The 13101-nt window shown below is 63.1% G+C and carries 15 protein-coding genes; 8 read left to right on the top strand and 7 right to left on the bottom strand.

The annotated features are described in order from the left end of the window. Positions 1-21 precede the first annotated feature (21 nt). Complete coding sequence (locus tag BCY88_RS10005) at positions 22-738, top strand: DUF2968 domain-containing protein (protein ID WP_120344096.1); 717 nt, start codon at positions 22-24, stop codon at positions 736-738. A 733-nt stretch (positions 739-1471) separates the two neighbouring features. Here the strand turns inward: BCY88_RS10005 and BCY88_RS10000 are convergent. From BCY88_RS10000 to BCY88_RS09990, 3 genes are all read right to left on the bottom strand, one after another. Further along, positions 1472-2497: an IS110 family RNA-guided transposase gene (locus tag BCY88_RS10000; RefSeq protein ID WP_120344095.1), complete on the bottom strand. Its 1026-nt coding sequence runs from the start codon at positions 2495-2497 to the stop codon at positions 1472-1474. Between the two features lie 196 nt (positions 2498-2693). Continuing rightward, the gene (locus BCY88_RS09995; RefSeq protein ID WP_120344138.1) at positions 2694-2885 is read right to left on the bottom strand and encodes a hypothetical protein; all 192 of its coding nucleotides are present in this window, start codon (positions 2883-2885) and stop codon (positions 2694-2696) included. 88 nt (positions 2886-2973) lie between these two features. Beyond that, positions 2974-3228 (bottom strand): hypothetical protein, encoded by a 255-nt coding sequence (locus BCY88_RS09990; protein WP_120344094.1) that lies wholly within the window; start codon positions 3226-3228, stop codon positions 2974-2976. Between BCY88_RS09990 and BCY88_RS09985 the strand changes: the two genes are divergently transcribed. After that, positions 3227-3454: a hypothetical protein gene (locus tag BCY88_RS09985; RefSeq protein ID WP_120344093.1), complete on the top strand. Its 228-nt coding sequence runs from the start codon at positions 3227-3229 to the stop codon at positions 3452-3454. The genes BCY88_RS09990 and BCY88_RS09985 overlap by 2 nt on opposite strands. Before the next feature lie 21 nt (positions 3455-3475). On the opposite strand, the gene hfq is transcribed toward BCY88_RS09985, so the two are convergent. Continuing rightward, complete coding sequence (gene hfq, locus BCY88_RS09980; RefSeq protein WP_120344092.1) at positions 3476-3961, bottom strand: RNA chaperone Hfq; 486 nt, start codon at positions 3959-3961, stop codon at positions 3476-3478. Positions 3962-4311: 350 nt separating this feature from the next. Between hfq and BCY88_RS39810 the strand changes: the two genes are divergently transcribed. From BCY88_RS39810 to BCY88_RS09955, 6 genes are all read left to right on the top strand, one after another. Continuing rightward, on the top strand, positions 4312-4458 hold the full coding sequence (locus tag BCY88_RS39810; protein ID WP_183081330.1) for a hypothetical protein: 147 nt from the start codon (positions 4312-4314) through the stop codon (positions 4456-4458). A gap of 15 nt (positions 4459-4473) precedes the next feature. Further along, entirely contained in the window at positions 4474-5016 is a 543-nt protein-coding gene (locus BCY88_RS09975) for an RNA polymerase sigma factor (RefSeq protein ID WP_120344091.1), read from the top strand. After that, the gene (locus tag BCY88_RS09970; protein WP_120344090.1) at positions 5016-5885 is read left to right on the top strand and encodes an anti-sigma factor; all 870 of its coding nucleotides are present in this window, start codon (positions 5016-5018) and stop codon (positions 5883-5885) included. Before BCY88_RS09975 ends, BCY88_RS09970 begins: the two co-directional genes overlap by 1 nt. 390 nt (positions 5886-6275) lie before the next feature. Then, complete coding sequence (locus BCY88_RS09965) at positions 6276-6653, top strand: hypothetical protein (RefSeq protein WP_259461347.1); 378 nt, start codon at positions 6276-6278, stop codon at positions 6651-6653. Between the two features lie 39 nt (positions 6654-6692). After that, on the top strand, positions 6693-8270 hold the full coding sequence (locus tag BCY88_RS09960; RefSeq protein WP_120344088.1) for an FAD-binding oxidoreductase: 1578 nt from the start codon (positions 6693-6695) through the stop codon (positions 8268-8270). A 4-nt stretch (positions 8271-8274) separates the two neighbouring features. Further along, positions 8275-8697, top strand: a complete 423-nt coding sequence (locus BCY88_RS09955; RefSeq protein WP_120344087.1) for a hypothetical protein — start codon at positions 8275-8277, stop codon at positions 8695-8697. On the opposite strand, the gene BCY88_RS09950 is transcribed toward BCY88_RS09955, so the two are convergent. From BCY88_RS09950 to BCY88_RS09940, 3 genes are all read right to left on the bottom strand, one after another. Continuing rightward, a complete protein-coding gene (locus BCY88_RS09950; protein WP_259461345.1) occupies positions 8694-9725 on the bottom strand; it encodes a DUF1571 domain-containing protein in 1032 nt (343 codons plus the stop codon). The two genes, BCY88_RS09955 and BCY88_RS09950, sit on opposite strands and share 4 nt — an antisense overlap. Positions 9726-9774: 49 nt before the next feature. Then, positions 9775-11616 carry an AMP-binding protein gene (locus BCY88_RS09945; protein ID WP_120344086.1) on the bottom strand — a complete coding sequence of 614 codons (1842 nt, stop codon included), beginning with the start codon at positions 11614-11616 and terminating at the stop codon, positions 9775-9777. Between the two features lie 149 nt (positions 11617-11765). Then, positions 11766-13067, bottom strand: coding sequence for an acetyl-CoA C-acetyltransferase (locus BCY88_RS09940; protein ID WP_120344085.1), 1302 nt, complete (start codon positions 13065-13067; stop codon positions 11766-11768). Positions 13068-13101: the final 34 nt, after the last annotated feature.

The raw sequence follows: 13101 nt of genomic DNA, 5'->3' as shown, positions 1-13101 counted from the left end.
AACTGTTCAAGCAGGATTTACATGGACCGAAAGTCGAAACTACGGCAGATTGCCCTGGCCGCATTCATCGCGATGGGGGCCGTGCAGGGCGTGAATGCGCAGGCTTTGCCGGATAGTGGATCGAGCGCTGGCGTCGTTTCCCAGCCGGGCACGACGACGGCTTTGCCGGCCAATACAGTGGCTGGACAGGCGCAGACGAACGCGTTGACGCCGGACGAAGCCAAGCAGTCTGCTGCGGGCAATGTGGCGGAATTGCAGCAGATGATCCGCGGCTCGGATCTGAGCGAATTGCGCACGACGTACAACGGCAGTTACGGCGCGAGCTTGCTGTTTTACGGCAAGGAGATGACGTACTACGTGGCGTTGTTCCAGCAGAAGAATTTCTGGCGTGTCATCAAGACGCAGGATGCTTCGCGTGCCGACATGATTTACAAGGATTTTGTCCGTCAGACGGTGCAGTTGTCTGACGTCGAGATTCGCCGCACGCAGCTGGAAGCGCAGAAGGCGTTCACGGAGCGGATGATCGCGTTGTCGCAGGACCGTGCGAACCGCTTGCAGGCTGACCTTGACGTCGCGCATCAGCAGCAGACGATTGTTACGAACCAGCAGACGCAGACCCGTGCCGAGGCAACGGCGCTGGCGCAGCAGAAGGCTGCCGCGCAAGACCAGCTGCGCGCCGCGCAACGTCAGGTTCGCGAATTGCAACGTCAACTGGAAACCGGGCTGCCGACGCACTGAGCGGGCAGCCGGGAGGCGGGGAGACAGAAATGGGAGGGCGGCGCAAACGCGCCGCCTGACCCATTGGACGTTCATGGACGTATTTGGGCATCCAAGGACGTACAAACCGTTTAGTAACGCAGGTCAGCTATCAGTAGTAAAAACGGCGTTTCCGAAGCGCCGCAGCCACCAAGCTGCAATTTCCCCTTTCCGAAACACCGCAGCCGCGCAGCGGCCGTTCAGCATACTCGCCTGATCTCCGCACAGCGCGGCCGTCGACCGGCAATCACCGACCCACTCTTGGTTTCCCTGGCATACCCATCCGCGACGCACGCAGTGCGAAGTGGGAGCGGATGAGCCCTGTGTCACTAAAGCCGAATGTGCGGGGGCACAGATTCCAGATGCACCACTACCGTGGCTGCGCGGGGGACCCGCTTATGAGCTGGCGGTGTAAAGCCGCTTTCTTTGCTTATCTTTCTTTGCGGCGGCAAAGAATGTATGGTCAGCCTGGTTTCTGCAACCTCGATTTGTGAGTAGGATGAAACGGCTTGCGCAAATGTATCCGGGCTCGGTGTTGGGCGTGGTTGGACGCCCGGCCCTTGATGAGTAGCCGCACCCGATTGACCTAGAAAGTAAGGCAGTCTTGATGACTGGATTCTTTGTCAGGTTTCCGATCGGGCCGTGTGCCGTTGGTCTTCATCACAGCTCAGTGGTCGCAAAAGCAGGCATGCCGTAGCAGGCAGGTAGTACTTGATCAGGCGGGACAGGGTTGTGCCCGGTACTCGCCGCCTCTGGCCAGAATCGCCCAGACGATTCTGGCCATTTTATTGGCCAGCGCACAGGCGACGACATTGGAGTGACGGCGTTGCAGCAGGCCGCGTACCCATGTGCCGAGTGCGTCATGGCGCCGCTCGATATGTTGCATGACGGCGCGCGCGCCCTGAACCAGCAGACTGCGCAACTGGGCGTTGCCGCGCTTGCTGATGCCCAGCAGCGTGGCGCGTCCGCCAGTGGAGTGCTGTCGCGGCACCAGCCCGAGTGAGGCCGCAAAGTCGCGGGCGTGCCTGAAGGCGTGCGCATCACCGGCCACCGCGATCAGCCTGCTGGCGGTAATCGGGCCGATGCCCGGGATGGTGAGCAGGCGCTGTGCAGCCTCGTCTTCAGCGAGCTGGGCCTTGAGATCCCTTTCGATGTCGGCGATTTCATCGCTGAGCTGGCCATAGCGCCGATGCAGCCGTAGCAGCGTGGCGATGAGCCGCGGTGGCAGCTCGTGTGCCGGCTCATCGAGCAGGGCCGGCAGGCGGGCAATGGTGCGCGCCCCGGTTGGCAGGCTGATGCCAAATTCGAGCAGGAAGGCGTGAATCTGATTGCTGGTGGCGGTGCGCTCGGACACCAGCGCTTCGCGCACGCGATGCAGCGCGAGCAGGGTTTGCTGCTCGGGCGTCTTGATGGCCACAAACCGCATGGATGGACGAGAGGCGGTTTCGCAGATGGCGTGCGCGTCGCCGAAGTCGGTCTTGTTGCCCTTGACGAACGGTTTGACGAACTGCGGGGTAATCAAGCGTGGCTGGTGCCCAAAGGACTGGAATTTGCGGGCGAGCCAATGGGCGCCGGCACACGCCTCCATGGCCACGGTGCAAGGCGGATGCTGGGCCAGCATCGTGATGAGCTGATGGCGGGTGAACTTCCTGCGCCAGAGTTGCTGTCCACGGGCGTCCTGTGCGTGAACGAAAAAGAAGTGCTTGCCCAGATCGATACCGATCAACTTTGCGTCTGCCATGATGGCCCCCTTTAAAAAGGAAACGGCCCACTAAGCGTAAGCCTATGGGCCGTTTCGGTCAGGCTGACCATCTCATTAGTAAGTGCCGCCCCGCACAGGGGCAACACTAATAGACCACGAACAAATCAAGAAAAGGCCAAAGAAGCCAGAGCAAGGAAAAACCAACCCACGCCGCAAGGCAACCAAAACCCCAACTTCAATGCCGCTTCTTCCCCCCGGAGGGTTCCCCTTCCACTGGCGAGCGCCGCTTGGGCTCCCCCACATCGACGGCGATCGGATCACTGGCGGGAAAGCTTTCCTCGAGAGCTTCATCGAGGCGATCTTCTGCGGATTCAGCGGGCTGGGCTGTTTCCTTGGGATGAGATACCTGATGTTTCTGCGTGGCCATAACGTACTCCGTTAGAAGAAGAAAAGCCGACAAGTCCAGCATAGCGCAAAGCGGCACGACGCGAGCACCGGCCAGACTGCCTGGACACTTACACCGCAAGCCTCTCCTTCAGCCCCAAAACCCAGACCAGAAACCCAAACAGAAAATCCAGACAAAAAGCCAACAGAAAAAAACAAAAGTTAAAACCATCCCGCATCAAGTCGTTTTCCGAGTGTCGCCTGACAACAAAAGCATCCACCGGCCGCACCGGCCGGCGAAACCACACGGCATACCGTGAACGGGCAACATCCAGCTCGGGAGGGGAGCAAACAGAAGCAGCGAACACCAAGGCAGCGAACGACATGGACCGAAAAAACGCTCCGCGCGCGCAGCGCTTCAACGCGTCACACGTAGTGGAAGCCGAACTGGAACATCTGGATTGGGCAACACGGCAACCGGCGCTGCGCATGCTGGACGCCGGGTACTGGCGGCGCCGCGTGCTGGCGGTCAAATGCGGATTTGAACTGACGGACTTGCAGGTAATGCGGCTGGAGAAAATCTTGCAGCGGCTCGGCTATCCCTCGGACTAGCAAAGCCGCTGCGGCGGCGGTTTATTCGTTACCGCCACCGTTGCCACCATGATTGCCGCCGCCATGGTTGCCACCGTCGCCGCCACCGGTGCCGAACAGACGCCGGCGGCGCGTTACCACGACCGGACCGTCGGACGTGCTGCCGCTGCGATCGGGCGCGGGGCGATCCGAGGCCGGCGCGCCGTACGACTCACGCGGTTCGCGCGGCTCGCGGTGGTCGCGCGGTTCACGCGAGCCGTGCGGGCCACGCGTGGTGTGCTCACCGTGCGAAGGCCGCCCGGCTCGTGGTGCCGGACGTGTGCCGGTGTCGAGCTGGATCGTCGAGATCGCGCGCTTGTAGATGCCTTGCAGGCCAACCGGCGTGCGCAGCATCACCAGATACTGATCGAACGACTCGATGCACCCTGTCAGGCGAATGCCGTTGACAAGGTAGATCTCGACGCGCTTTCGTTCTTTGCGCGCAGCGTTCATGAAATCGTTTTGCGGATGCGATTCTGCGGAAGCCATGGACAATTCAGGTTAGTAAAACGGTTGTTCGCCGCGATTCTACCCTGTGTGGGGGCAGAACGCCTCGTCGGCCGAACTGCGTCCACTATAACGGCTTGCGCGTACATAAGCATCTGATAACTATTGACTGTAACGTTGAGTTACGAATCTGCGGACGAATGGCGCCTTCTTCGGCCACGTTCGAGCGCGCCCGATGGGGATGGCGGAAAAAGAACGGCCCGCAGTTGCCATATGTGGAATAAATCGCGGCCCGCTCACGTTAATCCATGCATGGCTGCACCGCATGTCGCAGGCGGCCGACCGGATCCCGGCTCGCAGGCGCTAGCCTTGCGCTCATCAGGAGACTCACCATGACACTATCCAGGCTCTTTTCCGCTGCATTCGTGCTGTTGGCGCTCGCGCTCGGCTCGCTCACAACGAGCGGCTGCACCTCCGCCGCGACCGACAATAGCGCTTCGGGTACGAGCGGTAACTCAGGCAGTGGCGGCGGCTACTGAGCGTTGCCACGCCGGGTGAATTTCGAAGCCGAAGTGATTTCGTGGCTCCCGCAGCTGCGCCGCTATGCGCGTGCACTGACGGGCGACCGCGCCTGGGCCGACGACCTCGTGCAGGATACGGCGGAGCGCGCGCTCGCTCGCTGGGCGGCGTTTCGTCCGAACAGCAACCTGCGGGCGTGGCTCCTGACGATCCTGCGGCATCTCTACATCGATCAGCTGCGCGGCCGTCGCGAGATTGCCGTCGACGACGAAAGCGCGCCGTGGCGCAATCTTGAAGCGCCGCATGGCGAAGTCGACGGTCTGGTGCTGCGTGATCTGCAGCGGGCGCTGTATTGCCTGCCGGTCGAGCAGCGCGAGGTGCTGCTGCTGGTTTGTGTGGAGGAGCTGTCTTATCAGGAAGCGTCGAAGGCACTCGGCGTGCCGATCGGCACGGTGATGTCGCGGCTGTCGCGCGCGCGGGAACACATGCGCGTGCTGATGACGGAGGGGCCGCTCGAAGGGGGCGCCGTGGGGTTGGCGCGTAAAGTCCCGCCGCTGAAAGTAGTGAGAAATCCGTGATGAATAACGACCACGATTCCAGCCTGCCTGAGGGGCCCGATCTGCGAACGCTGTCAGCGTTTATAGACGGCGAGTTGCCGCCTGCCGAGCACGCCGCGATCGAGGCGCAACTGACCCGGCAACCGGAGGCTGCCGCGCGGGTGGCCGCGTGGCGCGCGCAGAAAGCGGCGCTGCAGGCGTTGTGCGGGGCGTCGCCGGGCAAGCGCGAGCGTCACGGACGTGAGGGGCGTGAGGAGCGTGAGGAGACTACGGAGCAGAGCGGCGCCGGCGAGCCGGCCTTCATCGTGGTGCGGCGGCCAACGCCGTGGTGGCAACGCGCCGGTCTCGCGGCGTGCTGGCTTGCGGCCGGCGCGGGTCTCGCGCTCGCCTTGGGGCCGCTGGCGCCGCGTCTGACGGGCGGCGCATGGAACGGGCTGGGCGGCCAGCCGCCGAGCTTTGCCGAGCGTGCCGACATCGCCTACGCGGTGTACACGCCCGAGCGGCGTCATCCCGTCGAAGTCGCGGCGAACGAGGAAGAGCATCTGGTCAGCTGGCTGTCCAAGCGCCTGAACCGGCCATTGTCGGTGCCGTCGTTGCAGGAGTACGGTTACTCGCTGGTGGGAGGGCGCTTGTTGCCCGGCGAAGCGGGGCCGGCTGCGCAGTTCATGTACGAGAACCGTGGCGGCGAGCGGCTTACGCTGTACATCACGGGTATTTCTCGCGACGAAACCGCCTTCCGCCTGTTCCGCGACGGCAACCGCCGGACCTTCTACTGGGTCAACGACCGCATGGGTTACGCCTTGTCCGGGCCGATCGCGGAAGACAAGCTGCGCTCGATCGCCATCGAGGTGTGCAGCGCGCTGGGCGGCAAACCGGAGACCTGGCAGTAGCGCCCAGGAGCGCGGCAGGCGCCTCGTCCCCGTAAAACGCCCGTGACAAGATCTACACGATCTCCTCGCAACACGTGGTAACAGAAACGCTTCGCACGCGCGTGCGAAGTCGGAATAGCGCCGCGTGGCATTTCGTTTACTCGTTGCCGGACCCTGTTCTCCCGCGCTCACCTGTGCGCCGGGACGGCACGGTCCCGTGCGAGGCGAACCGACGGGGTCTTTACGGTGCCGACGCGCTTTTTGCGAGTCGCAACGCCGGCGCGTCGAGGTAGCGAAATCATGCGTACTTTTCATCAATCCGGCGTCAAACTGTGTTCCAGCGTAGCGTGTCTTTGTCTGTGCGCCGCGAGCGTTGCGCAGGCCCTGGCGCAAACAGACACGAATGCGCCGTTGAACGATACTTCGACGTGCCGCTTTGTCGTGGGTCAGACGGAAATCGACGGTGTCATCCAGCAAGTCGGCGGGCGGGCGTGCCTGCAGCCGGACGGCAGCTGGCAGATCGTCGAAGACGATGCCGGCGCGCTGGCCTTCGGCCCGGCTCCGGTGTATTACTACGATCCATGGTACTGGGGGCCGCCGGTGTTTTTCGGTGCCGGTGTGTCGATCGTATTCGTCGACCGCTTCCATCATTTTCATCACATGGATCATGTGCGTTATGGACACGGATCGTATGGAATGGGGGCGCGCGGAAACTGGCATGGCGGGGCATCGATGCACGTCTGGAGCGGCATGTCGCACGGCGGCATGGGTGGCGGCATGCGCCGCTAGCTTGCCGTCGCCCGCCTGCGTGCCCGCAAGGGAGGCACCTTGACGCGTAACCTGCCGCCCAAGGTGTCCGCCGCCGGGTTCGATCGCGCGCTGGCCGCGTGGCGCTCCATTCTCGGTGAGCCGCAGGTGATAACCTCGGCCGCCGGGCTCGCCGCGTATCTCGATCCGTTCGCGCCTGGCGAGCGCGAAGCGTTCTCGGCGTCGGCCGCGCTGCTGCCTGCATCCGTCGACGAGATTCGCGCGGTACTACGGATTGCCAATCAATTTCGCATTCCGTTGTGGACGGTCTCGACCGGGCGCAACTTCGCGTACGGTGGCGCGGCGCCGCGCCTCGCGGGTTCGGTGGTGCTCGATTTGCAGCGCATGAACCGCATCATCGAGGTGAACGAGACGCTCGCCTACGCGCTGGTCGAGCCGGGCGTCAGCTACTTCGATCTCTACGCGCATCTGCGCGAACACGGCTACAGGCTCTGGGTCGATCCGCCCGCGGCGGGTTGGGGCAGCGTGGTCGGCAACACGCTCGAGCGCGGCTTCGGTTATACCGCGTACGGCGATCATGCGGCGGCGCAGTGCGGCATGGAAGTGGTGCTCGCCAACGGCGACGTGCTGCGCACCGGAATGGGCGGGATCGAAATCGGCACGGCGTGGCAGTTGTATCAACCGGGCTACGGGCCTTCCTTCGACGCGATGTTCATGCAATCGAACTACGGCATCGTCACGAAGCTCGGCGTCTGGCTGATGCCCGCGCCGCCCGCCTATCTGCTCGGCGAAATCCAGTTCCGGCACGAAGCGGATCTCGAGGCGGTTGTCGATATCCTGCGGCCGTTGCGGCTCGATGAAACGATCCGCAATCACGCGGTGATCGAAGGCGGTTTGCGCCGGGCGGCGGGGTTGTCGGCCCGTCAGCAGTGGTACGAAGGCAAAGGCGCGATGCCCGAGACCGCGGTGGCGGCGATGCTCGACAAGCTGAATGTGGGTCGCTGGAATCTTCATTTCGCGCTATACGGCACGCCTGAGCTGATCGACGCGCACTATGCGATCGTGCAGCGCGCCTTCGCGCGCGTGCCGCAGGCGAAACTGTCGGCCGCGCGTTACGCGGGCGACGCGCAGCCCACCGCGGGTGGCGATCGCAACATGGCCGGCATCCCGGCGATGAGCGCGTTTCGCATGCTCGACTGGCGCGGCGGCGCGGGCGCCCATGTGGACTTCGCGCCGGTGTGCCCGGCGACTGGACGCGATGCGCTGCGCCAGTACACGATGGTCAAGACGCGCGCGGCGGAATACGGCTTCGATTACTACGGCGGCTTTACGGCGGGGGTGCGTCATCTGCATCACATCTTCGCGGCGATTTTCGACCGCGACGACGCGAACCAGGTCGAGCAGGCGGGCGCGCTGCTGCGTTCGTTGATGAGCGATGCACGCGCCGCGGGCTATGGCGAATATCGCGCGCATCTCGCGTATATGGATTTCGCGGCGGCGCAGTACAGTTTCAACGACGGTGCGTTGCTGCGGCTCTCGGAAACGATCAAGGACGCGCTCGACCCGAACGGCATTCTCGCGCCGGGCAAGCAGGGCATCTGGCCGGCGGCGTGGCGCGACCGGCGGGGTTATACCTAAGACCATGGACCGACGCGCATTCATGATGACCGGTGCATGGCTTTCGAGCGCGGCAGGCGCTGCGTGGCCCTGGCTTGTGCATGCCGCGGCTCGCCCCGATACGCTCGCCGTGATTGATCCCACCCTCGCGAACAGCCCGGCATTCGCCAACTACGTCGCGCAGATGAAGCTGCCCGTCTTCGAAACGGGCGATGACATCGGCGTACTCTGGTACACCACACTGGCGCCGCGTCTCAGGCAAACGCCGGCGCAATCGTGCGCGTCGCTGATCGGTCTCACGCGCGCATCCGATTACTTCGTGCTCAGGGAACTTGCCACCCGCGCAGGCCACATGGTCGAGCACAGCAGCGAATGGGTCGAACGGGGTGAGAGACCCGTGGCGCATGTCGCCTTCGCGCTGACGCCGCGTCTTGTCCGTTTGCGCTAGAACTTATAGGCCTTGTTGTTCGGATCGAAAGTCGAATCGTCGAAGGTTTTCGGCGTAATGCTTTCGAAGACGATCTTCTCGAAGATCTTGCCGTCGTTGCTATAGGACTCGACCGTGCGGAAATAAGGATGCCGCAGGTCGAGTCCGAGCGTTTCTTTCTTCGCATAGAACTGCGGCTGGCCGTTCGGTGTTTCGAAAGTGAAGGCCACCACGCGCACGCCGTCGATCGTTTTCACTTCCACCTGGGTCGAGCGCGGCAAGCCGGCCTCAATGTACTTCTTGCCTTCGGCAAGGTACTGGCTGGCAATGTACTCGGTGCCGAGATCGCGCACCTGGTGGTTCGATTGCGCGCGGGCGAGCGCGCCGGTGAGCGAGGTCCACAGCGGCATTACGTTCATGATGCCGCCAAGGTGGCCATACATTTCGTCGGTGCGCTTGGATTCGTCGTAGATGATTTCCTGGCCGGCGTGCGCGCCGTCGGGCAGCCACTTCGCGTAGATTCGCAGCGGATCGTGGGCGATGCGCACCAGCATGTGATCGGGCTTGTCGGGCCACTGGCCGTGAATGCGTTCCGAGCGCGACATGACGAACTCGTAGGCGGGGTAGCCGTTCGGTCCTTCCTTGATGTAACGCGGCAACGCAAGCGGGTCGAGCGACTGGAAGAGAGCAACCAGCTGTGCGTCGTCGAGCTTCTCCATGGCGCCGCTTTGTTGCGCGGCGCGCAGCCACTTGACCTGCTGATCGAGTGTGAGCTTGCCGACCTGCGAGGACGGCGTGGTGGGGGCCTTCACGGCACTGGCGGTGTCGAGCGCGGGCGGCGTGTCGTCGTTCTGCGCGAAGGCCGGCGGCGCAAATGTGGCGACGCCGGCGACGAGGACGACCAGTGCGCCGATCAGCAGTCCGCGAGATGAAAGCGCGCGTAATGAAGCAGTCAGGGACACACCCGATGTTGTGGCCGCCGGCGCAAAATGGGCGAGACGCATGAAGGCCGGTGAGCGGTTCGAATCTGCGGACATGCTGTGCTTCATGAATCTCTCCGAAAGATAGCGCTGCCTGTGGTATCAGGCGCCTTGCCTGTCAGGCAGGTTTTTGCTTCGCGAGTTCCTCGTCGCGCAGCGCGCGGCGCAGAATCTTGCCGACATTGGTTTGCGGCAGCTCGTCGCGAAACTCGACAAGCTTCGGCACCTTGTACCCCGTGAGGTTCTTGCGGCAGTGAGCGATCACCTGTTCCGCGGTGAGCGACGGATTGCGCTTGACGATAAATACCTTCACGCGTTCGCCTTGCGCCTCATCGGGCACGCCGATTGCGGCGACTTCGCGCACGTCCGGAAGCGCCGCGATCACGTCTTCGACTTCGTTCGGATAGACGTTGAAGCCCGACACCAGGATCATGTCTTTCTTCCGGTCGATCAGGCGGATAAAGCCGCGTGAATCCATCACGCCGATGTCGCCGGTAGCGAGCCAGCAGTCGTCGTCGATCACCTTGGCGGTTTCTTCCGGGCGATTCCAGTAGCCTTTCATGACCTGTGGCCCCTTCACGCACAATTCACCCGCTTCGCCGATGTTTGCCCACGTACCGTCGTCTTTCCTGAAACGCACTTGCGTGGATGGCGCGGGCAAACCGATCGAGCCTTCGAAGTCGCGCAGATTGGTCAGATCCACCGGATTCATGGAGACGATCGGCGAGCACTCGGTCAGCCCGTAGCCTTCGATGATCGGTTTGCCGGTGACCGCCTTGAAGCGGTCGGCGACCGATTTTTGCGTGGCCATGCCGCCCGCCATCGCGAGCTTCAGGTTCGAGAAGTCGCGCTTGCAGAATTCCTCGTTGTCGAGGAACGCGTTGTAGAGCGTGTTGACCGCCGTCATGCCGGTGAACTTCTCGTGACGGATGATCATCATCACGCGCTTCATGTCGCGCGGATTGGCGATCAGAATGTTGCGCCCGCCGAGCCCCATGAAGATCAACGCATTCACGGTCAGCGAATAGATGTGATAAAGCGGCAGCGGTGTGAGCACCGTTTCGATCTCGCCGCTCAACTGGCCTTCGGACCACGCCTTCGCCTGCAACAGGTTGGCGATGATGTTCTTGTGCGTGAGCATTGCGCCTTTGGCCACGCCGGTGGTGCCGCCGGTGTATTGCAGGAAGGCGATGTCGTTGTGAGTGGGGTGCACGGGCGTGAGCGGCCGCGTGTAGCCGATCGCGAGCGCGTCGAGCAGCGGCACGGCTTTCGGCAGGTTGTACTGCGGCACCATCTTCTTCACGTGGCGCAGCATGAAATTGAGCAGGCGTCCTTTGAGATTCAGGCCGTCGGCGAGCAGGTCGCCCAGACCCGTCACGATCACGTTCTGCACCTTGGTGCCCGGCAACGCGTCTTCAACGGTCTTCGCGAAGTTCTCGAACACGATGATGGTTTGCGCGCCGCTGTCCTTCAACTGGTGCGCAAGCTCGCGCACCGTATAGAGCGGATTGACGTTGACCACCACGCCGCCGGCCTTGAGCACACCGAACAACGAGACCGGATACTGAAACGTGTTCGGCAGCATGATCGCAACGCGCTCGCCGGCCTTGACGCCAATGCCCTGCAGATAGGCAGCGAACGCAGCCGCCTTGCGGCCGAGTTCGCCATACGTCATGTTCGCGCCGACGCTGACATACGCGATGCGCTCGCGGAACTGCGCAATACATTCGTCGAAGAACTGCACGAGCGATTCGTACTGGTTGACGTCGATCTCATGCGGCACATCTGCCGGATACGATTCGTACCAGATGCCGTCGGTATTGGGCGCGTGATTCGGCGCATGAGTCGGCGCATGAGTCGGCGCGAGACCTGGCGCCTGACTGGACGCCTGGTCCGCCGCATTCGCGGGCGCTGCGGATACGGTGGCGGACGAGAACTGGGCTTGCGTGGGCTGGGTCATCGGTCGTCTCCTGAAGCCGGGGCTTCATCTGTTTGTGTGCTGGTTTTGCAGCCAGTCATGCGGTAATCAAAGCAGCAATCGATGCGGTCATTGCAGCAGGTTTCGAAACAAGGCATTCATTGATGCACATGCAACGCCAGGCGTGACGCTCAACGCTCCAGAATCGCCACCACGCCCTGGCCGCCTGCCGCGCAGATCGAGATCAGCCCGCGTGCGGTGCCGGCCGGTTTGTCGAGTTGCGCCAGCATTTTCGCCAGTCCGGCAACGATGCGGCCGCCCGTGGCCGCAAACGGATGACCGGTGGCGAGCGAGCTGCCGTTCACATTCAATTTTGCCCGATCGATCGCGCCGAGCGGCCCGGGCAAACCGAGCTGCGTGCGGCAATATTCGTCATCCTGCCACGCTGTGAGCGTGCACAACACCTGTGCGGCAAAGGCTTCGTGAATCTCGTACAGATCGAAGTCCTGCAAGCTCAGCCCGGCGCGCGCCAGCATGCGCGGCACGGCGTAAGCGGGTGCCATCAGCAGGCCTTCTTTTTTGTCGAAGAAGTCCACGGCGGCGGTTTCGGACCAGCTCAGATACGCGAGTACCGGCAGTCCATGTCTGGCCGCCCATTCCTCGCTTGCCAGCAGTACGGCCGAGGCGCCATCGGTCAACGGCGTCGAATTGCCGGCAGTCAGCGTGCCGGCGTCGCGATCGAATACCGGCTTCAGGCCGGAGAGTTTTTCGAGCGTCAGGTCGGAACGCAGATTGTTGTCGCGCGCAAGGCCACGGTACGGCGTCATCAGATCGTTGAGGAAGCCGCGTGCATACGCCTCGCTGAGCTTGCGGTGGCTGTCGTAGGCGAGCACGTCCTGCGCTTCGCGCGAGATGTTCCAGCGCTTGGCCATCAGTTCGCAATGCTCGCCCATTGAAAGCCCGGTGCGCGGCTCGCCGTTACGCGGCAACAGCGGTTTGAAGAACATGCCTGGCCGCAATTTAGCCAGTGCGCCGACGCGTTGGCCGGTGCTCCTGCCGCGATTCGCTTCGAGCAGGATCTTGCGCATGCGCTCGTTGACGCCGATCGGTGCATCGGAGGTCGTATCGACACCGCCCGCGATCCCCACTTCGATCTGTCCGAGGGCGATCTTGTTGGCGACCAGAATGGCCGCTTCCAGCCCGGTGCCGCAGGCCTGCTGCACGTCGTAGGCCGGTGTTTCGCGGGCGAGCGTGGTGGACAGCACCGATTCGCGCGTCAGGTTGAAATCGCGCGAGTGCTTGATGACCGCGCCGGCCGCGACTTCGCCCAGACGCTCGCCGTGCAGGTTGTAGCGGTCGATCAGGCCTTGCAGCGTGAAGGTCAGCATGTCCTGATTCGACGCTGTCGCGTAAGCGGTGTTCGAGCGGGCAAACGGAATCCGGTTGCCGCCGACAATGGCGACGCGGCGCACGGCGGGCTGCGGGTTGGACATGCTCGGCTCCTTTGGGTCGTTCCCTGGTTATCGG

It is taken from the genome of Paraburkholderia fungorum (genome assembly GCF_003610895.1).
Lineage (GTDB): Bacteria > Pseudomonadota > Gammaproteobacteria > Burkholderiales > Burkholderiaceae > Paraburkholderia > Paraburkholderia fungorum_B.
This window is presented reverse-complemented; position numbering and strand designations above follow the sequence as displayed.